This window comes from Flavobacterium sp. N2038 (assembly GCF_025947185.1).
Taxonomy (GTDB): Bacteria; Bacteroidota; Bacteroidia; order Flavobacteriales; family Flavobacteriaceae; genus Flavobacterium.
The window spans coordinates 3,374,096-3,399,134 of record NZ_CP110001.1; the positions used below are offsets into that span (position 1 = coordinate 3,374,096).

The window sequence follows — 25,039 nt, forward strand, 5'->3', positions numbered from 1 at the left end:
GAACATGTTTATGACTAATAAACTTTAGGATATTATAAAAAATCTAAATTTTCAATTGCCTCCAGCTTTAGCTGGAGGTTTACTTTTTGAACAAGATTCGGCTTTAGCCAAAAAACTCAAAAGATTAGGCTAAAGCCATTTTCTAATGTAATTTTGCTTCTCCAGCTAAAGCTGGGGGCAATCCAAATATTTTTTTCCAGTTAAAACTGGAAACCATTTATATTCATAATACAATCAGCTTAACATGATTACAAAAGCAACATTACAAGATATTCCAGCATTAACAACCCTAATCAACTCAGCATACAGAGGTGAATCTTCAAAAAAAGGCTGGACAACCGAAGCACATTTACTAGAAGGAAAAAGAACAGACGAACAGGAAATGACTGAAATCTTTCTTGATCCTAAAAATACGATTCTCAAATTTACCGAGAATGATACAATTATCGGTTCGGTTTTATTGGTCGAAAAAGGACATCAATTGTATCTAGGAATGCTAACCGTTTCGCCTGAATTGCAAAATAGCGGTATCGGGAAAAAGCTTTTGGCTGAAGCTGAAAATCATGCTAAAGCTCTTGGTTTGTCTGGTATTATTATGACGGTTATTTCGGTTCGCGAAGAACTTATTGCGTGGTACAAACGCCATGGTTATGTTGATACGGGCGAAAGAGAGGCTTTCCCTGAAAGTGGTATTCATGTTACGGTTTCAGAAGAGCCTTTGGAGTTTATCTATTTGGAGAAAAAGATTTAATTTTCTTTTTGCCACGAAGGCACAAAGACGCAAAGTTTTTTTAACCATATAAGTGATATAAGTTCATTTAAAATCAGGATTAAAAAAATGTATCTGGAAACTTGTAGTCATAATAAAACATCCAATAAATGAACATAATTCTTTTGCCTAAAAAAAGTAGCAAAGCTTCTATTTGGAGCGGCGGGTTGACCTATGAATATATAATACATCCGAAAACAGCTAATTATGCCGATAGGGATTTTGTATTCAGAATAAGCAGTGCTACAATAGAGCAAATACCTTCGGAGTTTACCAAATTTAAGGGCTATTACCGATATCTGGTTATGCTTGATAACAGCTTAGATATTGAGGTAAACAAAGAAAAAAAGCTATATAAGAAGCATGAAATCATGGAATTTAACTCAGATGATGAGGTGACTTCTTATACAAATGGTACTGATTTTAATTGGATGGTTTCTGAAAAAGTCTCTCATCATAAATTGAGCATCACAAATAGCAATCAGAATTGTAATGCTCAGGTAGTCATTTTATTTTCTTTAGATACAACAGTTATTACAATTAATGATAAGTCATATAATCTGGAACCTTATGATTTACTAGTTATTGAAAATGAAGAAAAGGAAAATGTAATGCTTCATTTTTCTACTGAATGCCTCTTTGGAATATTGGATTTTTAAAAGAATCTAAGTTGTTTTGCCACGAAGGCACAAAGACACGAAGTTTTTTAATCTAGCAATCCCGATAGCTATCGGGAGCAGAGTCGCAAAGCTTTTTTCTCTTTACCATATAAGTTATATAAGATAATTTAAGCTTTGTCTAAAATGAGCTTATATAACTTATATGGTTTAATTACTTTGCGACTTCGCGACTTTGCGAGATTCTTTTTTAAGCCAGACCTTAAATTATCTTATATAACTTATATGGTTCAAAAACAGTTACAACACGAGTTCCTCAAACAATCTCTGAATCGTTTTCTCCAAATCCTGACACAAACCAGGATGAGGTCTTGATGTTTGTATTGCCGAACTTCTAATCGCCGTTAGCCAACGAAAACGCTCGGGAATATCAAATTCGGCAATTGGGCCGCCGTCTTTGGTTCCGTTTACTATTCTTACTAGTGAAGTTAAATTACATTCCAATTGTTCAATGTCGAAATCGGCGGAAAGGGCTTCTATTTTTTCTTTATTTAAATGAAAAAGAACCTTTATAAATTTGGCTTTTTTGCAAAACAAGATAATCCCGATATTCAGGAATTCTTCGCGTTCTACCCTTGGTACAACACGAATCACAGCATATTCATATAAGTGATTATCTTGCATTTTGAGCCTGATTTACAAAAATTTCTGAATTCTCTAATCTTGTCTTTAAAAACTGAAGATATACATTTCGCAAGCCCTCAGGTGTTTCGTCTGCATCTTCCCATTGCAACCAGTCTAACGGAATTGTATTTACAATCTCTTCTAAAATTTCCGGTGTAAGAACTGCTTTAAACTCAGTATCAACTTCTTTTAAAAGTGACGCCTGAGGCAATAGAACGTGGTCCTTAATCAATGCAAACGGACTTTTGGCATGTTGCTCCCAATTGTTCCAGGAATGATGAAAATACAAACATGCACCGTGATCAATTAGCCACAATTCTTTATGCCAGATTAGCATATTGGTATTTTTGAAAGTTCGATCAACATTGGTAATATAAGCATCCAGCCAAACAATCTGCGAAGCTAATTTGGCATCGACAGTCGTTACAACAGGATCAAAAGTTATGGCTCCTGACAAGAAATGAAGTGCCAGATTTAACCCCTGACTTCCTTGTAGTAAATCCTGAATTTCTTCGTCGGCTTCGGTTCTTCCAAAGGCTTCGTCGAGATTGGCGTAAACTAATTCCGGAAGTTGTAGTTTTAAGGCTTTTGCAATTTGTCCGCCTACCAATTCGGCTATAAGTGCTTTTACGCCGTGTCCGGCACCTCTAAATTTTAATACGTATTTAAAATCGTCATCGGCTTCTGCCAAAGCGGGTAAAGAACCGCCTTCCCGAAGCGGCGTTATATAACGCATGACGTTTACCGTTCTTAAGTCGAAATTTTTCATATTACAAACTTAATGATTTTAACCGCAAAGAGCGCAAAGGTTTCACGCAAGGTTCGCAAAGTTTTAATCTCGTAATCCCGATAGCTATCGGGAGCAGAGTCGCAAAGTTTTTATATTCTTTGCGACTCTGCGCCTTTGCGGGCAAATTCTGCATTAAGATAAAATACTTGCGTCCTTTGCGTGAAACCTTTGCGACCTTTGCGGTTAAACTAAACTCAAGAATGCTTTTCCTAAATACTTAATAATTGTATTAGCAGTAAAAGATTCATGACCTGTTTTGGGCAAAGCTAAATCAGCTGTTAATCCGTGGAGGTAGACGCCAAGTTTTGAAGCATATTTGGGTTCGTAGCCCTGAGCGAGAAGACTTGTCAGGATTCCGGTTAGGACGTCGCCGCTTCCGGCAGTTGCCAATGCAGCATTTCCGGTTGTGTTTTCGTAAACCGAAGTTCTGTTTATAATAAATGTTGGCGCACCTTTCATGACCACAATAACTTTGTATTTTTCCGAAAAAGTGATTGTTTTCTGGAACTTCTCAGAATCTGAATTCCACTTACCAATCAGACGTTCTAATTCTTTTGGATGAGGTGTCAGAATGGTGTCTTCGGGAACTAATTCCAACCATGCCAAATTCTCTGAAATAATATTCAGCGCATCTGCATCGAGAACTAAAGGTGCTTTGTTTACTCTCAAAAATTCGAATAAAGCCTTTTGTGTACCAAGCTCCTGCCCTATTCCCGGGCCAAATCCGATTGCTTGCGGAATTAATGGAAGATGAACATTGGTTATAAAATTTGCGTTTTCATCTGTTGCAACCATCACTTCCGGAATACTGATTTGCAGGATTTGATAACCACATTTTGGTGTAAAAGTCGTTACGAGTCCGCAGCCTGATTTTAAACAGGATTTTGAAGCCAGAACTGCTGCTCCAATTTTACCGTAACTTCCGGCAATAATCACGGCATGACCTTGTGTCCCTTTGTGTGCTTTAGGATCTACTGGTTTATAAATTTTCAGAATTTCTTCTTTTGTGATTAAATATGGTGATTTCATCTAAACGCTTTAATTAGCCTTATTAATTTTAAACACATAGAATCATAGTATTTCTTGCCACATAAAGGCGTTTCACTTCTTTTAATAAACATAGCTGATGGTGAAAGTATGACTTTATAAAAGCGATTCGTAAATGTTTCTTATGCTTAAAGTTACATAAAAAACTGAAAGCACGAATATTCCATCTAAAACTTAACTTTTAGCCCTGATAACAGCGGCATCCTTTTGCTTTTTTCTTTAAAAAGCAAAAGATATAGCGGATAGCAGGAAATAGCTCCCAATCATTGCGAAATTTATAATTTAGACTACTAAAATTTGATATTTTTTAGATAGATTTGCAAAACAATTATATAAACACAACACAATGAAAAATACTGCGCTTACGCACATACATGAGAGTTTGGGAGCGAAAATGCTACCTTTTGCCGGTTACAATATGCCTATTACATACGAAGGCGTTAATGCTGAACACGAAACAGTTCGTAACGCTGTGGGCGTTTTTGACGTTTCGCATATGGGCGAATTTTTGTTAACCGGACCAAATGCTTTGGCTTTGATTCAAAAAGTAACTTCAAATGATGCTTCTACACTTACTATTGGAAGAGCGCAATATTCTTGTCTTCCAAACAATGAAGGAGGTATTGTTGATGATTTGATTATTTATAAAATGAAAGAAGAAGAGTATTTACTGGTTGTAAATGCTTCGAATATAGAAAAAGACTGGAACTGGATTTCGTCTCATAACGATTTAGGAGTAGAAATGAAGAACATTTCTGATGACTATTCTTTATTGGCAATTCAGGGGCCAAAAGCAGTTGAGGCTATGCAGTCGTTAACTTCTGTTGATTTATCGGCTATTACTTATTACCATTTTGAAGTAGCTGATTTTGCAGGTTTCAGCGATGTTATTATTTCTGCTACTGGTTATACCGGTTCTGGCGGATTTGAAATTTATTGTAAAAATGCCGATGCAGAAGCAATCTGGAATAAAGTTTTTGAAGCCGGAGCTGCTTTTGGAATTAAACCAATCGGACTTGCTGCGCGTGATACTTTACGTTTAGAAATGGGTTTCTGTTTGTACGGAAATGATATTAATGATACTACTTCTCCACTTGAAGCTGGTTTAGGATGGATTACTAAATTTACTAAAGATTTTACTAATTCTGATAATCTGAAAAAACAAAAAGAAGAAGGTGTTTCAAGAAAATTAATTGCTTTTGAAATGCAGGAACGCGCGGTGCCAAGACACGATTACGAAATTGTAGATGGTTCGGGTGCTGTAATCGGAATTGTAACTTCGGGGACAATGTCTCCTTCTATGAATAAAGGAATTGGATTAGGATATGTTACAGTTGCAAACAGCGCAATTGACAGCGATGTATTTATCCGAATCAGAAAAAATGATGTACCAGCCAAAGTGGTAAAATTACCATTCTATAAAAAATAGTCTTTGACTTAAATAACAAAAAGTGCATTGCAATGTAAAATTGTAATGCACTTTTTTTATGCTGAAATAAAATAGTGGCAAATTTAATAGCTGATTTCTCTATTTGATGTCATTCACAGATAAAATCTTTTCGTTGTCGATATTATGGTAAAATTGCTGTCATTTTTCAAAAAATTACCGTAATTTTAGTCTAAACGAAGAACTTTTTATTTATGAAAAAGATTTGCCTGTTTTTTCTATTGACTACGACTTCACTATTTTCTCAAAATAGCGCGGAAACTTGCGGAATATTAAATAAAATAAATGCGCTTATTCAGTCTGAACATATTCGGCCAAAACCCGTTGATGATAGTTTGTCTGTTTTTGTTTTTGACAATCTTATCAATGAGCTGGATCCTTCCAGAAATATATTCTTTAAAAGCGAGTATGACGAGCTATCCAACAAATATCGCCTTAATCTGGATGATCTGATTTTAAGCAATAATTGTGATTTTCTGGCTGATATTACTTCTAAATACAAAACAGGTCTTATGAGAACCAAAGAAGTTCTCGAGAAAATTCAGGCCGCACCAATGGATTATAATAAAAAAGATACTATTCGATTTTATAAAAAATCCTTTCCTTTTTATCTTAAAAAAGAGGATATTGAGAAAGTCTGGTCCAAAAAAATTCGTTATCAGATCTTAGATGAAATTGTCGATACAAGTGATAACTTAGATTCCATTAAAGCCAATTTGCCTTCAATTGAAGCTAAATCAAAAAAACTGATTTTATCTAATGAAATCTGCAGAATCAGTACGCTTTTGGAAACTAAAACTAATCAGGAAGAAAATCTTTATAATTACTTCTGTACCTACTTTGACCCGCATACGGCTTATTTTAGTGATGATTCAAAATCAAGTTTTGTGGCTTCATTATCAAAAGAGCACTTATCTTTGGGAATGACGGTTAATCTTAATGAAAAAAATGAAATCATTGTTGAAGAAGTTGATCCAAATGGCCCTGCGTATCAAACAGGACTTATAAAAAAAGGCGATCAGATTGTTTCTATTTCAAATCAAAAAGAAACATTAAAAGTTTCCTGTGCTTCTCTGGAATCTATTTCAACAATGATTCTATCTGAATCTAATAAAAGTATCACATTAACACTGAAAAGAAACTCAGGCAAAAATTTTGAAGTTTTTATCGAAAAACAAGTCATGAAAGACGAGGATAATTCGGTGTACAGTTTTATAATTGGTAAGGATAGTAAAATTGGTTATATCAAAATTCCGAGTTTCTATGCCGATTTAGATGGCAAAAGCCGAAAAGGCTGTGCTGATGATGTTGCCCGGGAGGTTATAAAACTAGAGCGTGATAACATAAAAGGATTGGTAATTGATTTAATAAACAATGGCGGTGGATCAATGGAAGAAGCCATAAAAATGGCCGGAATGTTTATTGATTATGGCCCTATTTCTATTGTGATAGACAACAAAAAGGAGAAATCGGTTATAAACGACCCTTACAGAGGCTTAATTTATAAAGGTCCAATTGTTATTTTGGTTAATAGCAACACTGCATCTGCAAGTGAGTTCTTCTCTTCGATTATGCAGGATTATAATCGCGCCCTTTTAATAGGAAGCAATACACTTGGCAAAGCGACTATGCAAACAATTCTTCCGCTTGATGAAAATAAAAACACTGATTTTTTAAAAATTACGATTAATAAATTTTACAGAGTTACCGGAAAAAGTCATCAATATGTAGGCGTTACTCCAGATGTTGTTCTGCCGGAATTTTATGAAGATGTATATCAAAAAGAGAGCGACTTCCCTACTGCTATAAAAAACGACAGCATTGCACCGCTAAAATACAGACCTTATCTAAAACGAAATCTTATAGACAAACTGTCTAAAGATTCGGCTACACGTCTTGCTGATAACTACTATTTTAACGACATCAAAAAGATAAATCAGAAAATTGATCAGATAGTTAATACGCCCAAAGCTGAGGTTCCGATGACTTTGGATGCCGTTTTTAAACAAAAAAAGATAGTCAATTCGCTTTGGAAAGAGATTAACTCTTTTAATGAAGATAATAATCCATTGGATGTTTACAATTCTACTGTTAATCAGTTTTTACTTGGGGTTTATCCCAATGAAAAAACAATTAATCAGTATCAAATTGACAGTTTAAAAACGAATCCTTATCTGAATGAAGCGGTAAATGTGATCAATGATTTTAACGCTATGAAATAAGTTCTTTGTTTCAGGTTTCAAGTTCCATGTTCCAAGTTTTACGTTTTAAGTTTCAAGTTTATTACCGAGTGAAATTGTGCTGTTATTTTTCAGACTAAATTTTACTCCAAGTAAGTAACATGAAATCTGAAACTCCAAAACATTCTACAAAAAAAAGAATACAATTGATTTTGGAGAAATAAGGAATAACTGTATTTTTGCATCACAAAACTAAAAATTAGAAATGGGAAGAGCGTTCGAATTTAGAAAAGGAAGAAAAATGAAACGTTGGTCTGCAATGGCCAAAACATTTACCAGAATTGGTAAAGACATCGTTATGGCTGTTAAAGAAGGTGGCCCTAACCCTGACGCCAATTCTAGATTAAGAGCTGTTATACAAAATGCAAAAGCGGCCAACATGCCTAAGGACAATGTGGAGCGCGCAATAAAAAATGCAAGTAATAAAGATACTGCCAACTATAAAGAAATTTTGTTTGAAGGATATGCGCCCCACGGAATTGCAATCCTGATTGAAACTGCTTCTGACAACAATAACAGAACTGTTGCAAACATTCGTAGTTATTTTAACAAATGCAACGGTACAATGGGAACTCAGGGTTCTGTTGAATTTATGTTTGATCATACTTGTAACTTTAGAATTGCAAAAGGAAATCTTGATCCGGAAGAATTAGAACTTGAACTAATTGATTTTGGTGCTGAAGAGGTTTTTGAAGATGAAGACGGAATCTTAATCTATGCTCCTTTTGGAAGTTTTGGTGCTTTACAAAAAGAACTAGAAAACAGAGGCCTTGAAATTTTATCTTCTGGTTTTGAGCGTATTCCTCAAATCACAAAAGAACTTACTGAAGCGCAAATCGCTGACGTTGAAAAACTAATCGAAAAAATTGAAGAAGATGATGACGTTATGAACGTTTATCACACTATGAAAGAAGAATAGTCTTTTTTTTAAGAATATATAAAAGCTCTGATTTTTTCAGGGCTTTTTTGTTTTAACTCTCTTTTAGTTTTTAAGTTCAAATAAAAAATTATATTTGCCGATATCAGGAATAAATTAATTTAAATCTTCATTTATGCAATCATCAAAATTCATGAAATTTGCTGTTATAGCTCTGGTAATTTTATTTATAGTTATCAGCGTAATAAGCTAGTAAAAGCCTTCTGAGTCAGAAGGCTTTTTTTTTCGTTAAAAATTTAAAGTCAGTTACCGTTACAAAAAACAGCTGTCTAATAAGCTTTTTTCAGCAGTTAAATCAGTTCCCTTTTCTCCTATTCGTACTAATAATTTAAACTTCAGAACTCTCTGAAGTTTTTTTTGCCATAATGTGGAATCCCGTAAAGAAATCAACTTCAAAATATTTAGATTTGGCAAAAATTTAACAAGTAAAGCTAATTATTTGTAATAAAATTATTACAATTAATATATAATTAACTAATAGCTAGTTATTTATTGAATACCCAAAATTTGCCCTAATATATAACCAAACCTACTAAAAATTGAAAAAAACTACTTTTAAGTTACCTTCTTTCATATTCAGTTTTGTTTTATTACTTGTAAGCTTTAATAGTAATGCTAATACTAGCATTGATACTACAAGTAGCCCGAAAAAAAATATTATAACTAAAAATATTTTAGATAATAAGGCCCCAATATTTCCAAGTACTACTACTACTTTTTATAATCAAAATCGAGAAAGCGAATTTACAGACGCTTACCTTACTAAACGCTTTACAGTTTCTGAAGAGACCAATGAAGATTTAAAGAAGGCAATGGCTACTTTTGCCGAAATTGATAAAAACGGAAATCTTACTGACTTTCTGGATCCCAAAAAGCTTTCAATGTTGCCTTTGGGTATAAAAAAGACCATTGGTGGAGTTCAGTATATGCTAGGATTAAGCGGTGCCAAGTTTACTCCAGAATATACTGAATTAACTGCTTTTGTGAGGATTATTCTGCCGCAGATTGATTCTAATGGAAAAGCCCGACAACTCTTTTTCGGTGCTAATAATATCAGACTTTCTCATAAAGGAGGTTTAATTGGTGATACCAATTTAGTTTTGCTTGGTGATGTTGCCGTTCCTATTCTAGGCAGCAAAGCGATATTGATCTTAAAAGGTGGAATGAATATGGCTACCGGAAAAGTTGATAACAAAACCTTTGTGACTATTGATTGTAACGGTTTTAAGCAACTTGGAATTTCGGCAGATGTAGAATTTTCAAGAAACATGATTGTTCCGGTAGACAATAATAATGTTGCCAGTAAAGATCTTAAAGCAAAAGTGACCTCAAGTTTTAAAACAACAGCGTCCAACTGGAATGATATATTAGTAGACTTGTCAATTCCAAAATTTCAAATAACTAATTTCCCTGCATTTTGTTTTCAGGTCAAAGATGCAAAAATGGATTTTAGTGATCTTAGAAATCCTGAAAAGACAGTTTGGCCTGCTAATTATCAAAAGAATTATTTGATTCCCGGAAATGAATCATTGTGGAGAGGTTTTTATGCTGCCACTGTCGAAATCACACTACCCGAAGAGTTTAAGATTAAAAAAGACCAAAAAAGAATCGTCTTCTCAGCAAAAGATTTGCTAATTGATGCAATGGGAGTTTCCGGAACTTTTTCTGCCACTAATATCTTTAGTCTAAGTCAGGGATCAGCCAATGGTTGGTCTTTTTCTGTAGACAGTATTATCCTGGGGTTTACCGCAAATAACTTAGTTTCCGGAGGCTTTGGAGGATCACTTGTTCTTCCTTTAACCAGTAATGCAGGGAATTGCAAAAAAGGTTCTGTCGTTGCGCTTGCTTATACTGCCATTATTAATCCTATCGATAATGAATACCTTTTAAAAGCAGAGGTTGCCAAAAACATTTGTTTTTCGGCATTTAAAGCGACTGCCACTATAGACAAAGGTTCCTACATCGAATTAAAAGTAAAAGAAGGCAAATTTTTGCCTAAGGCACTATTGAACGGTAAACTTACCTTAAGGACTGCTATAGCAGAAAAAAGTGAAGTTGACCAAAAAAATGATGAAGCTGCAGAAGAACAGGCTTTAAACAGAACTCCGAAAACCTATTTATTAACAGATGTTGATGGTTCACTTAAAAATGGGCAATTTTCAACTACAGAAGTTCTTAAAGCTGAGAAGCAAAAAGAAGCAGATGCTAAGAAAAAGGCTGAAGAAAAAGAGGCTGAAGAAAAAGCGGCGGCTGGTGAAGTTGATGAATCTAAAAAAATTGTTTTATTTGAAGGGATAACTTTCCAAAACCTGCAATTACAAACAGTCACTCCTGTCATTAAGACCGATTATTTTGGTTATAAAAACAATTATGATGAGGATCCTTCTTCTTCCAAAGTAGCAAATTTCCCCATTACTATACATGAAATTGCCTTAATCGCAGACGATAATTCGGCAACTTTAAGAGTTGATTTATCTGTTAATTTGATGAAAGATCAATTTAATGGAAGAACCAAATTTGATCTTGTTGGAAAATTCAATGAAGCAGATGGCATTCAAAAATGGAAATTTGATCATGTAAAATTTGAAAGAATTGATTTAGCCGCCGATATAGGCGGAGCTAAGTTTGCCGGAAGCATAATCATCATGGATAATGATCCTGTTTACGGTAAAGGATTTAAAGGAACTTTAAAGGCAGAATTTAAAGGAGGAATAAAAGTTGAAGCAAGTGCGATTTTTGGAAGAAAAGATTCTTTCAGATACTGGTATGTAGATGCCATGGCTGATGGTCTGAACATTCCGTTCGGTGCCTTTGTAATTAAAGGTTTTGGTGGTGGTGCATACTACAACATGAAAAAAGATGGGTTTAGCTCCAGTTTTACAGCATCAGGAGTTAAGTATATCCCAGACGAACCATCATCTTTAGGTATAAAAGCCATGATTCACTTTGCCAATGCCGCAAGACCGGATGCATTTTGGGGTGGTGCCGGTTTCGAAATTGCATTTAATGATAACGGAGGTATCAATAGAATCAGCATCTATGGAGAAGGCCATGTTATGAAGGAATTTGGATTTAAAAACATACCTATAAACTCGTTGAAAAAGAGCTTAGAGTTAGTTGTGACAAAAGAAAACTCTATGAGTAAAGATGTTTTGGATAAACTCAAAGAGAGTAACTTAACCGAAGCTTCCAAACAGGTTTATCCCGATGCTGTAGTAGGTCAGGCCGGGCTTAATGCCTATGCCGCCATTGAATATGACTTTACTTCAAAAACGCTTCATGGTACGTTTGATTTGTATGTAGATGTTGCAGGAGGTTTGATTAAAGGTCGTGCCTCTAAAGGCAGAGCAGGCTGGGCAGTTTTGCATTTTGCTCCAGACAAATGGTATATCCGTATGGGTACACCGACTGACAGATTAGGATTAAAAATGACTCTTGGTTCGATAGAAGTTGAAACCGGAGGCTACTTTATGATTGGAGACGATATTCCTGCAAGTCCGCCTCCACCAGATATTGTGGCCAAATTATTAGGTGTAGATGTTGCAACTCTTGATTACATGAGAGATGAAAACAGTGTTGCATCTGGTAAAGGTTTTGCTTTTGGATCAGATTTTAGTATCAAAACGGGAGATTTAAGCTTTTTAATGTTTTATGCCAATTTCCAAGCCGGATTTGGATTTGATATTATGGTAAAAGATTATGGAGAAGCACAGTGTAAAGGATCCGGACAAATTGGTATTAACGGTTGGTATGCTAACGGTCAGTCCTATGCGTATCTTCAGGGGGAACTTGGAATAAATATAAAACTATTCTTTATTAGAAAGAAAATATCAATTATAAAAGGAGGTGGTGCCGTTTTACTACAAGCAAAATTACCAAATCCTGCATGGATTCGGGGTTATATGGCGGGCTACTTTGATTTATTGGGTGGCGCTGTAAAAGGAAGCTTTAGATTTAAACTCGAATTTGGTAGTCAATGTGAATTTACAACTAATAATCCGCTGGAAGGTTTAAAATCAATTGCAGATATTACACCTGCAGAAGGTACAAAAGATGTAAATGTCTTTACTGTTCCGCAAGTAGGTTTTAATATGCCTGTAAATAAAAACTTTGTGATTGAAGGAGATAATGGGGTAAAGACATATCGCCTGAAACTGGAAGAATATACCATTAAAAAAGACGGAGTACCGGTTACAGGATCATTAACATGGAATCAAACTAATGATTTAGTGAGCTTTAACTCTTTTGAGATATTACCTCCAAATTCTGATTTAGTACTAAATGTTAAAGTGAGTTTTCAGGAAAACGTAAATGGAACATGGAACACTGTAATGGATCAGGGACAAATTGCAATGGAAAGCGAAACCAGAAAGTTTACAACTGGTACTGCCCCAAACAATATTCCTGTAACGAATATTGCTTATTGTTATCCTGTTTTTGATCAGAACTATGTGTATCCTAACGAAAGTAAGAAAGCTTATATTGTTTTAAAAATAGGACAGACTTATTTATTTGATTTAAAACCTGGTCAAACACAAAAAGCATTCTACAAAACCGGAAACAAAACAAGTGAAAGTGCCATAACTTATGATTCTTCGCAGAAAAAAGTGAGTACCGACTTCCCTGTTTTACAAAATGTAAAAAAGTATAATCTTACTTTAAAAACATTGGAACCAAAAGCTGATGCCAATAATAATTTATCACAAAGCTATACAAAACAAGAATCAGGAGAAGGTACCGATATTGATGTAAAAAGTAATACGCTTACTGAAACAATTGTTGGTGGTGAAGGTGTAGAACTTTTACAATATAATTTCAATACAAGTCAGTATAATACTTTCCAGGAAAAAATGGCTGCAAAAAGACCAAAACAAACATTGGTAGAAATTATATATGCAGATGTGCATGCATTACAATCTTATAATACATCAACAGAACCTTTTGATGAAATAGAATTAATTGGTAATGCAAAAAGTTTAAACATACCATTAATAAAAACTGAAGCTGTATTAGATGATAATTACTATAAAAATGAGATTTATCCATTAATATACAAAGGATATCCTTTAGAAGCTGATTTAAAATTTGACCGAAACACAGATATATTAGGAATACCTCCAGTAAGAGGAGTCGAAATTCTAACATGGTATCAGGATTATATTGTCAATAATCCGACAAGTTTTATGCTAAAAGAATATCTGCCTTATCGATATAATCTTCCTTTTTATTATAAAACTGACTTTGTTAATCTAAGATATAAGGTGGTAAACAAGTATTTAAATACAGTAAATCCAGCTATAGCTACAAAGTATAACTATATAATTAATGGAACATTTCCTTATATAAAAGAAGGTAATTACAATTTAAAATTGAATTATAGTCTTCCTGGAGGTCAACCCGGAACAAGTTCAATTTTTACTTTCAACAAAACAAATTAATATGAAATTTCAATTTTTAATTACCTTTTTTCTAGTAATCATTGGTAATTGTCAGGCCCAGGATAAAACTTCTGCAGAACCCGTTTCTACAGAAAAAAAAATAGAAATACACGTTATCTCAAGAGTTCAGAAAGACAGAATCTTATTGCGTTGGGCAGTAACTGATCCAATGGCCTGGAAAAAACTGAATAAGTATGGCTATACATTAGAAAGATATACGGTAACAAGAGATAATAAAACTTTGGATAATCCGGAGAAAACCATTCTTGCAAAAGTAATACAACCCGAACCACTTGAAGCCTGGGAAAAAATTATAGAAACTAATGATGATGCGGCTATTGTTGCTCAGGCACTTTATGGTGAAGATTTTACTGTAACGGGGGCAGATAATCTGCAATCAATTGTAAATATTTCTGAAGAGAACCAACAACGTTTTACGTTTGCCTTATACATGGCTGATAAAGACTACCAGGTCGCAAAAAAGGCAGGTTTAGCGTTTGAAGATTTGAGTCCGAAGCAAAACGAAAAATACATCTACAGAGTATCATCAAACGTTCCTGAAACAGAAATGAGTATTGCTTATGGTGGTGTATTTGTGGGATTAAAAGAATATGAGCCTTTGCCCAAACCTGTTGATTTAACTGCCAGTTTTACTGACAAAAAAACGATGCTAAGCTGGAATTTCAAAATGTTAGCTCATGCATATGGAAGTTATTATGTAGAACGTTCTAGTGATAAAGTAAATTTCAAGAGAATAACAGACAAACCCTATACAAGTCTAAGTCAGGGAAATCCAAATAACAGTCAAATTTTTTATATTGATTCTATTGCCAATAATACACAATATAGTTATCGAATTCAGGGAATTTCTTCATTTGGAGAATTAGGACCTTATTCTCAGGTTGTTTCCGGAAAAGGAAAATCTATTTTGCAGTTTGTACCTCATCTTACAGTTAAAGAATTTAAAGATGATACTACGGTAAATCTAATTTGGGAATTTCCTGAAGAAGGAAACAATGAAATTACCGGTTTTGAACTTCGACGTTCTGATCAGGATGACAACAAATATGCCGTTGTTGCCAAAAATATTGCTCCAAAATCCAGAAATATTGTTTTCAACAAATTATCTTCTACAAACTATTTTACCATAACCGCGGTTGGAAAAAATGGAAATAACAGAACCTCTTTTCCAATGCTTGTTCAACCTGTAGACTCAATTCCGCCTGTAAAACCTGTCGGTTTAAAAGGTACTATTGATAGTTTAGGCGTAGTCAAAATAACATGGGATCCTAATAAAGAAAAAGACCTAATGGGATACCGTATTTACAAGGCAAATAACCCTAATGAAGAATACAGTCAGATGACTATAAGCCCAAGCGAGCCTAATACATTTGACGATAAAGTAATTCTTAAAAGCTTAAACAGTAAAGTTTATTATAAAATTATTGCTGTAGACAATCATTACAATATGTCCCCATTTTCAGATCCGTTAATTCTGAAAAAACCTGATGTAATACCTCCTACCTCACCCGTTTTTGTTAAATATGATATTACAGATGGTTCTGTTTTTCTTGAATGGATAAATAGCCAAAGTGAAGATGCTGTAATTCATCAATTATACAGAAAAGAAAATGATCAAAAAGATTGGACATTAATTTTTGAAACCAAAAATAAAGAAGAAAACTATCAGGACAAAACGGCTACTGAAGGCAATACGTATCAATATGCCATTTTTGCGAAAGATGAAAGTAACTTAGTTTCAAATCCTTCGCCAATGGTTCATTTATTTGTTCCTAAATATGCTGTTATGCCTTCTGTAAAAGGCTTTTTTGCTCAGGTAAACAAAACAACAAATACGATTGATTTATCATGGGATTATGAAGATAAAAAGGCTGATACTTTTGAAATTTATAAAGGCTCAGATAAAGATGCCTTACAATTAATTCAAACTGTAACCGGAAGCACAAAACGATTATCAGATCCAACCATTACAATTAATACTAACTATAAATACGGAATTCGAGCTGTAAGTAAAGATGGGAGAATGTCTAAAATGGACTTGTTTTCAGTGAAATTTTAGCACTCCAAATTTATCAATGCCAATACATGATTAAAAAACACTTAACACTATAAGAATTCAATGAAATAACTGCGTTGCTAATTATTGAACACGAATAAACAAATGAAAAAAAGGTATCTATTATTTTTTATCCTGCTTACTATTAAATTTTATGGGCAAACCTATAATTTTAATATTACGTATGGTCTTTTGTGTAATACATGCTGGGAAGGTCCTACCGGACCTTCTTACAATTCTTATAGCGCAAGTAATTTTCGCTGGACTATAACAAACAATGCAACCCTCATTGCAAAAGATACTGATAATGGTTATGTAAACTATGGCAGGATTATAAAAAACTATCCCAATGTAAACATCGCAAATGGCAATACCATTAAGGTAGCTATTAATTCTACTGGAATGTTTCATACAGAAGATGGAACCGGATATACTTGTAACACCAATACAAATACCTCAAAAACAGTTGATAATCTAATTTTAGACGGATCTGTAGGGTTTTCAGATTCTCCTTGCGGACTGACTTCCCGTATTATTAATTTCACTCCAAACCTATCCATAAAAAATTTAGATACTGCAAATCCGACCACAATATGCGCCGGATTTCAACTGAGCTTAAGTGCTTTTTCAACTAATGATTCAGGAATTTTTCCAGCGGTAGCCTATCATTGGCAATATTCTCTTGATGATAGTACCTGGACAGATCTTCCAGCAAACATAATCAATAATACTCCAAATCCTGTTTTCTCGATTCAACAACTCTTAGGGGCAAATCATGATTCCTATTTCAATAAGAAAATTTATTTTAGAATAGGATATGCATATCGTCCTTTTTCAACCTCTTTGGCATTAACATATTTGCCCTGTGCACCTGTAGCAGTAAAAACAGATTATAAAGCTCCCCAATGTACTGGTGACAATATCCAAGGAATTGATGTCTATTTTGAGGAAAAATTAAGGCAAAACGAAACCCTTTCTCTTATCTATTTAAAAAATACTGATCCAAAAAAGACAACTCCGCTTTTTTCTAATAAAGTACCAATAACTACTTTGGTATATGATACTGCATCCGGGTTATACAAGTATTCATTTACCACCCTGGGAAAGTTAGAAGAAGGAAACAATTACAATGTTGAATATCAGGCAAGCATGAATTCGGTCCCTTCAGGAACATTAAAAGCTTTAGATACATTTACCTATAAAGATCCAATAAAAGTAGAATTTAATATTAGTAATCAAATTACACCAAGCTGTGTTGGGGGTAATGATGGAGCGATTGAGATTGAAGTTAAAGGTGGAACAAAAGACTATAAATTCTATGTCGATGGGACACTTACAACTGCCACTTATAATGCTGTCAATGACAGATATTATATAAATGGATTAACTGCCAAAACCTACGATATAAAAGTTACAGATAAGTTTGATTGTATTGATAAAACAACTAAATAATAACATGAAAGTACTTGCAATCACTACCTGCTCTGAAAAAAATAGATCCATATGAAAAACCTATTTTTATTATTATTTGTAACTCTTTCTGTAAAGGGAATTGCTCAGCAACCAACGTATTCAATAAAAGTAAGTTATAGTGGGCGTTTTTTTTGTCAATATAACAGCTTTTACTGGAATTTAAGCAGTGGTGCCAACTTAATTGGTCAAAATAGTGGTATCAATGATATACAGGAACAGATCTTCCCAAATGTACCAAATTACAGTTCATTTGATTTTTATTTAGATGCCAGTACTTCTGAAGAACCCTGTGCATCAGCTGCAGAATGTATAAGAAATGCCAGTGTTTCAGCTTCTGCTATAGATTTAATAAAATATTCTTCCTTAGTATCAGGCGGTTGCGATTTCTCGGTAGGTATTTCTGAGTTTACACCTAATGTTTCTATAAAAAATTTAGATACAGCAAATCCAACGACAATATGTGCCGGTTTTCAATTAAGCTTAGCTGCATTTCCATATGGTTTTCCTGATGAAGCTTACCATTGGCAATTTAGTTTAGACAATATTACCTGGAGTGATATGCCTGACAAAATAGGAGAAACTACAACTAATAATACCCCTACAACAAGTTTCTCTATACAACAGATTCTGGGAGCAGATCATAAGAATTACTTAAACAAGAACATTTATTTTAGATTAGGATATTACAACGGTAGGGCATTTACAACACCACTGGTTTTAACTTATTTACCATGTGCACCTGTGGCAGTAAAAACAGAATATAAAGCCCCTTCATGCAAGGGCGACAATATCCAAGGAATTGATGTCTATTTTGAGGAACAATTAAAGCAAAACGAAACCCTTTCTATTATCTATTTAAAAAATACTGATCCAACAAAGACAACTCCGCTTTTTGCTAATACAGCTCCGGTAACTTCTTTTGTATATGATGCTACATCTCTAAAGTATAAATATTCCTTTACAACCCTCGGAAAACTAGAAGAAGGTAATAATTACATTGTTGAATATCAGGCAAGCATGAATTCAGTTCCTTCAGGAACATTAAAAGCGGCAGATAATTTTACCTATACAGATCCAATAAAAGTAGCATTTCAAATAACAAATCAAACTCAGCCAAGCTGTGTCGGGGGTGATGATGGCACGATTGAGATTGAGGTTACTGGTGGAACAAAAGATTACAAATTCTATGTTGACGGAACACTCACAGCTGCCATGTATAATTCTACCAATAATAAATATTACATAAACGGATGTAAAGCCAAAACCTATAATATAAAAGTTACAGATAAGTTCGATTGTATTGATAAAACTGCAGACGATTAGTAACAAATTTTAAAACATTTATCAATGCACAAACAAATAGCAAACTCAATAAACAATACCAAAATATCCTGAATGCAAAACATTAATAAATACAGCGTCTTTAAAAGGTTACTATTAGTATTAGTCTTTTTATGTACGATCAATATCGCACAGGCACAAGCTCCAAAGTATATAATGTATTTTGATGGTCCAATTTATTATTCCGAATGTAACTGTCAGTACACCGATTTTCATGTTGATTATAATGGAGCACGTCTACTTTCTATTGGCGAGCAAAAAGTTGACACAGGAACTTTCTTAATCTATGATAAGCGACCAACATATTATTACTTAACGCTATATAGACCTGATTCATATTCCTGTAGTGGCCCATGTCGTGATGAACTTGATTATGGTATTGCCGGAAACATAACGACCAACTGTGTATCACAAAATCCTGGAATGTACATGATAACCAATCAGGTATTAGTAGATCCTGGCATAGACAATAATTTTTGCGATAAAATAGCATTAAAAGCTACTGGCTGTACAGGCCCACAACGTTTCTTTTGGGAATACAAAATAGATGGTGGCGATTTTGAAAAAACAAATATAAGCACTGCATTTGATGAAACATTTCAATTTGTTAAAACAGATTATTTACCATCAACCTACACTGGAAATATCGATTTTCGTGCTCTTATCGATTCCGATCCTACAGTTACAGGAGAAAATGTTTATTCAAATATCGTTTATTATAATGTGATTCCATGCTCTCCTGACGTGGTTGGCAAACCAGCCACAAGCAAAACATCATGTATTTATACGCAAGATGGAACTGTTACCATAGAATTTAGTCGAAAATTAGTAACTAACGAAACTTTCTCGTTTAACTTTAGAACACTTGATAATGCAACTCTTCCTACTCCGAGTTATACAATAGATGCTTCACAAAAAATATACACTTTTACAGGGGTACCTCAAGGAAGTTATTACGTAATATATCAAACCTTTATAAATGGGCAGTACTCAAGCACAAATAAACTCCCAAACCCTTCCTTTACAATATCTCCTCCAGATCCGTTATTTTTTGAAGTAATTGATACCCAGCCTCTTTGTCGTGATACTAACGGAATGATCACTATAAAGGCTAAAGGTGGAGCTTCACCCTATTATTACCAAATAAATTCAGGTCCGGAAATTAAATTTACATTACCCGCAGAAGTCCCTAAACCTCCCGGAAATTATTCTATATATGTCAGAGATTCAAAAACTTGCATTGACACAACCGCAAATGACTAAAAATATGAAAAAAATTATATATTTATTAGCGTTAATTACTAGTTCAATTGTCTATTCTCAAAGCGGAATTAAAACAGTAAAAATTGATAATCCACCTGCTATTAATAAAATTACGGGTACTACTGTTAATTCTTCTGGCTTTAACCTGTCAAATGGCAGCATTACACTTGATCCGATATCTGGAGGTATAACTGCCGGTGTGGGGCCATATACTTATACCTGGAAAAAAGGTACTAATACTTATCCGGGAACATCCAGTACCCTTTCTAATCTTGGGCCTGGAACTTATACAGTAACTGTTACGGAAAATGGTGCTTGTATTAAAACTGAGGATTTTCCAGTAACTGAACCAGGTGATCTTATCCCTAAATATACAGGTGCAACATTTATTCCATGTAATGGAGGAACTACCTCTTTAACAGCTGATGCTGATGGTGGTTTTCTTGGTAAAGATGGGGCTTATACTTTCTTATGGGAAATAACATATCTTGATAATAAAACAGAAACTAAAAACGGTCCAACTGTTACGGGTAAAGCAGGTACATACATACTTACAGTATTTGATAATGCCAGCCCTCAAAACAAAAAAAGCAAAACCATTCCTGTTACACAAAATCCTGCATTAGGTATTAAGGATTTAGTTGTAAATAATGTAACCTGCAAAACTAAAAACGACGGAGCAATCGCATTTAAGATAATAGGCGGAAGTGGTGCTTATGACATATCATGGACTAATAGTGCCGTTACTATTCCATCAAGAACTGGTTTGCCTCCGGGAAAATATAGATATACAATTACGGATCAAAATTATCCTACCTGTAGCTTAACTGCAGATATTGACATTAAAGAACCTACAGCTCCACTATCTGTGACAGCAACGGTAACACAACCAAGTCTTGCCAATAATGATGGAGAAATTAAACTTAATCCTGTTGGGGGAATTATCAGCGGTGAAAGCGCTACTTATTCATACAAATGGACCAAAGATGGTGATCCTTCTTTTCCTTCTGATGATGTAGCTGAAAAAGTAGGTCTGTCAAATGGTACCTACCACATTATTGTTACATCATCGTCAGGATGTCCTTATCAGGTAGATGTAAAATTAGAAGCTTTAAATATAAAACTGATACAACAGGATAATGTAAAATGTTACGGAGCTGCAACTGGTTCTCTAACAGTGCAGGGAGCCGGAGGAACAATCGTAAGTGATTATGGCTATCAATGGTATAAAAATGGGGTAAAAATTGCTGGAGCAACTACTAAGACCATTACCGGATTAACCGGGAAAATTGGGGAAATTTACACAGTCGAGGTGTCAGACGCCAAAATTACAATAAGTGACTCATATACAATAACAGAACCTTTGGCCCCACTTACAGCAACAACTACTGTTGCTCAGAAAAAAGATGTTTCTTGTAATGGCGGAAGTGATGGTACAATTGCAATTAGCGTTTTGGGAGGTACTCCGGGATATACCTACTTGTGGAGTAATAATAGCACTAATAAAGATCAAAATAATTTAAAAGCAGGATTCTATTCGGTAACTGTAACTGATTTAAACGGATGTTCAACTTCAATTCCAAACATTGAGATTAAACAACCTGCTCCAATAGTTATTCCTAACGCAACTATAACTAAAGTTAATATTTACGGACAAAGTACCGGAGCCATTACATTGCCATTAATAACTGGTGGTAATGGCGGATATACCTATAAATGGACTTATGATTTGGATGCTGCATTTAAAAAAACTACAAAAGATATTTCCGGACTTAAAGCCGGTTTCTACACTCTTGAAGTTCGGGATGCGAAGGAAAACGTAGCTGACAATGCTGGTTGTATCGCCACCAGAATTTTTGAAGTTGAGGAGAATCCAGATTTAATCGTTGCATTACAAGAAACCAAAAATATTCAATGTTTTGGAGATGCAAATGGATTAATTAAGGCTAATGTAATTGGAGGAGTTCCTGATTATACTTATGAATGGTACAAAAACAATGTAAAAATGACTGGAGAAACCCAATCATTTATAGAAAATATTGGATTTGGCTTATATCATGTAATTGTAAAAGACGCAGTTGGTTCTTCAAAAACAACTATTGCTTACAATTTAAAACAACCAGGCAAATTAATAGTTTCTTTAGCTAATAAAACCAATGTTTTATGTTACGGAAATGCAACTGGTGTCATTAATATTAACATTACAGGTGGTACAACAACTAACAAACCATATTCGATTCAATGGAAAAAAGATGGTGTAGATTATTCTACAGCCGAAGATTTAGTTTCTTTAGGATTTGGTAAATATAATCTGGTAATTACCGATGATAATTTATGTCAGACCTCTTTTAGCACTGATATAGAAATTACTCAACCTGCTGCTCCATTAAAAATAACAACTTTAGATGTAAAAAATTTAAGTGGTTTTGAAACTAAAAATGGAAGTATCAAAGTTGAAATTTCAGGAGGAACTACACCGTACAATTATTCCTGGATCAATCAAACTACAAATACAGCAGTGTCGGGAACTACGATGATTGATAAATTAGAAATTGGCACTTACAAACTAACTATTACTGATCCAAATGGCTGCGCAATAGATGCATCATATACCTTAATTCAACCTGATAAATTACTAATTACTTCGATTACAGAAATCGAATCAATAAAATGTAATGGGTACAAAGAAGCTGTTTTACAAGCCAAAATAACTGGAGGAGCTCCTATAGGAGTTGCTGATACTGATAAAAATTACATCTATAAATGGTATAATAAAACAAATCCTTCTGTAGTAGTATCTACAACCAATCCTTCTGAAACCCTGATTGCAGGTACCTACTATTTAGTAGTTGATGATGGATTTGGAAATAGTTATGCTTCAAATGAAGTGGTGATAAATGAACCTACACCAATTAAAATAAATTTTACACAAACAAATGTTTCATGTAAAAATCAATATGATGGAGCAATTCATATTACTACATCTGGTGGTACGGGTGCGCATACTGTAACATGGAGTAAAACTTCTGATGCTGATCCTAATTCTATAAGCAATCTTTATGCTGGCAATTATTCAGTTACAGTAAGAGATGCAAATAATTGTAGTACAACTCAAAATTTTGTTATTACAGAGCCGCAAATATTAGCAATTAGTAAAGTTGTTAAAACACCTCCATCTGCAGTTGGTGTAGATGATGCCAGTATTGCAGTTACAGTTCAGGGTGGTACTGCTAATTATAATTTTCAATGGTATGATCAAAATATGAATTTAATTTATACCGATAGTAATAAAGCCTCAAATACCAGTATCTATAACATTTATGCGGGTCAATATTTTATTAGTGTTACTGATGCTAATGGCTGTTCTATTATTGCCCGAGATTTAGACAAAGTTGATCCCCTATTTATTGATGTTGTACAAATAAACACGGTACAATGTCAAGGCGCTGCAACGGCAAGTATTAAAGCCCTGACCTCTGGAGGACTTCCGGATTATCGATATAAATGGTATGAAATAAATAATCCTGCTGTTGTTGTTGGACAAGCTGAAACCTTAACAAATGTAAAAGCCGGAACTTATTATGTTATTGCAACAGATTCTTTTGACAAATCTATACAGAGTCAGAATATTACAATTACAGAACCTACTCTATTAACCAATTCTCTTTCTGCCGATTATGTTCGCTGTGGTGATGGAAAGGACTGGACCATTGTTTCAAATGCCTCTCAGGGAACAGCTCCGTACACTTATTTATGGAATACTGGTGCAAAAACACCTAATCTTACAGATACTGTTTCCGGTACTTATACCTTAACTGTTACTGACAAAAATGGCTGTACTGTTGTCAATACAATTAATTTGGTAACACCGGAGCACTTAGATGCATCCGAAAAAATAAAAATACCAACCTGCTATGAAGGTTCAGATGCTACAATCGTAGTAACACCTATCGCCGGAACTGCACCATATAAATACTTATGGAACACAGGTGAAAAAACAAATACATTAAGCAATGCTGCAGCTGGCGAATATACAGTTGAAATAACAGATGCCAGAGGATGTATTATTTCCAGAACTTACTCGATAGTAAATCCGCCAAAAGATGTCATTTATTTAGGTGAAGATGTAACCTTATGTTTTGATCAGACTTTAACCATCAATGCAACTATCGATGATGATAAAGCAACATACTCCTGGACATCAGATCAAGGATTCAAAAGTACTCAGGCAATGATTACAGTTTCTCAACCTGCCAATTATACTGTTTTGGTTACCAATAAATTGGGCTGTACAGCGACAGATACCATTAAAATCTCAAGTCAGCAAACCGCCATAAGTGCCGAGTTTGCAATTTCAAGTCAGGTATTTAGAAATGAAAAAATTATAATTGTTGATATTAGTAACCCTGCCGCAGATAAAATCGAATGGGTTCTACCAGCAAACGCAACAGTAATTTCTAAAAACAGTGATTTTGCCGAAATCAGTTTTAGCGAAGCCGGAGAATATGACATTACATTAAACACCACAAAAGGAGATTGTACAGCATATCAAACTAAACAAATTTTGGTTACCGAAGGCGAATTTGAAGAAAACAATCCTAATGAAACAGCTAAGAGTTTCGATTTGAAAATTTATCCAAATCCGTCAAACGGAATTTTTACAGTAGATGTTACGCTTGATAAAATTATGCCGGCAAATGTAAAAGTCTATAATCTAAACAATAATCTGCTTATAGATTCCAAAACCGATAGCGGCAAGAGTAATTATCAGTTTAACTTTAGTTTAACCGGCCTTCCATCAGGAGTCTATTTTGTACTATTTGAGTCACAACAAGGAAGTAAACTGCGAAAAATCATTATTCAATAACATTTCATTTATCAAGTAAGTAAAATATCAATTTCAAAAAATATTGAAA

At 34.3% G+C, this 25,039-nt stretch carries 14 protein-coding genes; 11 read left to right on the forward strand and 3 right to left on the reverse strand.

What is annotated here, in order from left to right:
* The first annotated feature begins 244 nt into the window (after positions 1 to 244).
* Together OLM51_RS14950 and OLM51_RS14955 are read left to right on the forward strand one after the other, a co-directional pair.
* Positions 245 to 751 (forward strand): GNAT family N-acetyltransferase, encoded by a 507-nt coding sequence (locus OLM51_RS14950; RefSeq protein WP_264551399.1) that lies wholly within the window; start codon positions 245 to 247, stop codon positions 749 to 751.
* A gap of 128 nt (positions 752 to 879) precedes the next feature.
* Complete coding sequence (locus OLM51_RS14955; RefSeq protein WP_264551400.1) at positions 880 to 1,428, forward strand: HutD family protein; 549 nt, start codon at positions 880 to 882, stop codon at positions 1,426 to 1,428.
* Between the two features lie 258 nt (positions 1,429 to 1,686).
* Here the strand turns inward: OLM51_RS14955 and OLM51_RS14960 are convergent, their stop codons facing one another.
* The 3 genes from OLM51_RS14960 to OLM51_RS14970 form a co-directional block, all read right to left on the reverse strand.
* On the reverse strand, positions 1,687 to 2,070 hold the full coding sequence (locus tag OLM51_RS14960; RefSeq protein WP_264551401.1) for a DUF3037 domain-containing protein: 384 nt from the start codon (positions 2,068 to 2,070) through the stop codon (positions 1,687 to 1,689).
* Complete coding sequence (locus OLM51_RS14965) at positions 2,060 to 2,839, reverse strand: HipA family kinase (protein WP_264551402.1); 780 nt, start codon at positions 2,837 to 2,839, stop codon at positions 2,060 to 2,062. Before OLM51_RS14965 ends, OLM51_RS14960 begins: the two co-directional genes overlap by 11 nt.
* 204 nt (positions 2,840 to 3,043) lie before the next feature.
* Complete coding sequence (locus OLM51_RS14970) at positions 3,044 to 3,889, reverse strand: NAD(P)H-hydrate dehydratase (RefSeq protein ID WP_264551403.1); 846 nt, start codon at positions 3,887 to 3,889, stop codon at positions 3,044 to 3,046.
* Between the two features lie 364 nt (positions 3,890 to 4,253).
* Between OLM51_RS14970 and gcvT the strand changes: the two genes are divergently transcribed.
* From gcvT to OLM51_RS15015, 9 genes are all read left to right on the forward strand, one after another.
* The gene (gene gcvT / locus OLM51_RS14975) at positions 4,254 to 5,336 is read left to right on the forward strand and encodes a glycine cleavage system aminomethyltransferase GcvT (RefSeq protein WP_264551404.1); all 1,083 of its coding nucleotides are present in this window, start codon (positions 4,254 to 4,256) and stop codon (positions 5,334 to 5,336) included.
* Positions 5,337 to 5,548: 212 nt separating this feature from the next.
* Complete coding sequence (locus OLM51_RS14980; RefSeq protein WP_264551405.1) at positions 5,549 to 7,576, forward strand: carboxy terminal-processing peptidase; 2,028 nt, start codon at positions 5,549 to 5,551, stop codon at positions 7,574 to 7,576.
* Between the two features lie 223 nt (positions 7,577 to 7,799).
* The gene (locus tag OLM51_RS14985) at positions 7,800 to 8,513 is read left to right on the forward strand and encodes a YebC/PmpR family DNA-binding transcriptional regulator (RefSeq protein WP_007811539.1); all 714 of its coding nucleotides are present in this window, start codon (positions 7,800 to 7,802) and stop codon (positions 8,511 to 8,513) included.
* 557 nt (positions 8,514 to 9,070) lie between these two features.
* Positions 9,071 to 13,969, forward strand: coding sequence for a hypothetical protein (locus OLM51_RS14990; RefSeq protein ID WP_264551406.1), 4,899 nt, complete (start codon positions 9,071 to 9,073; stop codon positions 13,967 to 13,969).
* A gap of 1 nt (position 13,970) precedes the next feature.
* Positions 13,971 to 16,049, forward strand: coding sequence for a fibronectin type III domain-containing protein (locus tag OLM51_RS14995; RefSeq protein WP_264551407.1), 2,079 nt, complete (start codon positions 13,971 to 13,973; stop codon positions 16,047 to 16,049).
* Between the two features lie 102 nt (positions 16,050 to 16,151).
* Positions 16,152 to 17,498, forward strand: coding sequence for a hypothetical protein (locus OLM51_RS15000; RefSeq protein ID WP_264551408.1), 1,347 nt, complete (start codon positions 16,152 to 16,154; stop codon positions 17,496 to 17,498).
* A 51-nt stretch (positions 17,499 to 17,549) separates the two neighbouring features.
* Positions 17,550 to 18,842 (forward strand): SprB repeat-containing protein, encoded by a 1,293-nt coding sequence (locus tag OLM51_RS15005; protein WP_264551409.1) that lies wholly within the window; start codon positions 17,550 to 17,552, stop codon positions 18,840 to 18,842.
* 72 nt (positions 18,843 to 18,914) lie between these two features.
* The gene (locus tag OLM51_RS15010) at positions 18,915 to 20,123 is read left to right on the forward strand and encodes a hypothetical protein (RefSeq protein WP_264551410.1); all 1,209 of its coding nucleotides are present in this window, start codon (positions 18,915 to 18,917) and stop codon (positions 20,121 to 20,123) included.
* Between the two features lie 4 nt (positions 20,124 to 20,127).
* Complete coding sequence (locus tag OLM51_RS15015; RefSeq protein ID WP_264551411.1) at positions 20,128 to 24,990, forward strand: T9SS type A sorting domain-containing protein; 4,863 nt, start codon at positions 20,128 to 20,130, stop codon at positions 24,988 to 24,990.
* The last annotated feature ends 49 nt before the right edge of the window (positions 24,991 to 25,039 follow it).

Bases quoted from the DNA above. Each gene is read 5' to 3' on its own strand.
- OLM51_RS14950 (WP_264551399.1), top strand. From the start codon at position 245: ATGATTACAAAAGCAACATTACAAGATATTCCAGCATTAACAACCCTA.
- OLM51_RS14955 (WP_264551400.1), top strand. From the start codon at position 880: ATGAACATAATTCTTTTGCCTAAAAAAAGTAGCAAAGCTTCTATTTGG.
- OLM51_RS14960 (WP_264551401.1), bottom strand. From the start codon at position 2,070: ATGCAAGATAATCACTTATATGAATATGCTGTGATTCGTGTTGTACCA.
- OLM51_RS14965 (WP_264551402.1), bottom strand. From the start codon at position 2,839: ATGAAAAATTTCGACTTAAGAACGGTAAACGTCATGCGTTATATAACG.
- OLM51_RS14970 (WP_264551403.1), bottom strand. From the start codon at position 3,889: ATGAAATCACCATATTTAATCACAAAAGAAGAAATTCTGAAAATTTAT.
- gcvT (WP_264551404.1), top strand. From the start codon at position 4,254: ATGAAAAATACTGCGCTTACGCACATACATGAGAGTTTGGGAGCGAAA.
- OLM51_RS14980 (WP_264551405.1), top strand. From the start codon at position 5,549: ATGAAAAAGATTTGCCTGTTTTTTCTATTGACTACGACTTCACTATTT.
- OLM51_RS14985 (WP_007811539.1), top strand. From the start codon at position 7,800: ATGGGAAGAGCGTTCGAATTTAGAAAAGGAAGAAAAATGAAACGTTGG.
- OLM51_RS14995 (WP_264551407.1), top strand. From the start codon at position 13,971: ATGAAATTTCAATTTTTAATTACCTTTTTTCTAGTAATCATTGGTAAT.
- OLM51_RS15000 (WP_264551408.1), top strand. From the start codon at position 16,152: ATGAAAAAAAGGTATCTATTATTTTTTATCCTGCTTACTATTAAATTT.
- OLM51_RS15005 (WP_264551409.1), top strand. From the start codon at position 17,550: ATGAAAAACCTATTTTTATTATTATTTGTAACTCTTTCTGTAAAGGGA.
- OLM51_RS15010 (WP_264551410.1), top strand. From the start codon at position 18,915: ATGCAAAACATTAATAAATACAGCGTCTTTAAAAGGTTACTATTAGTA.
- OLM51_RS15015 (WP_264551411.1), top strand. From the start codon at position 20,128: ATGAAAAAAATTATATATTTATTAGCGTTAATTACTAGTTCAATTGTC.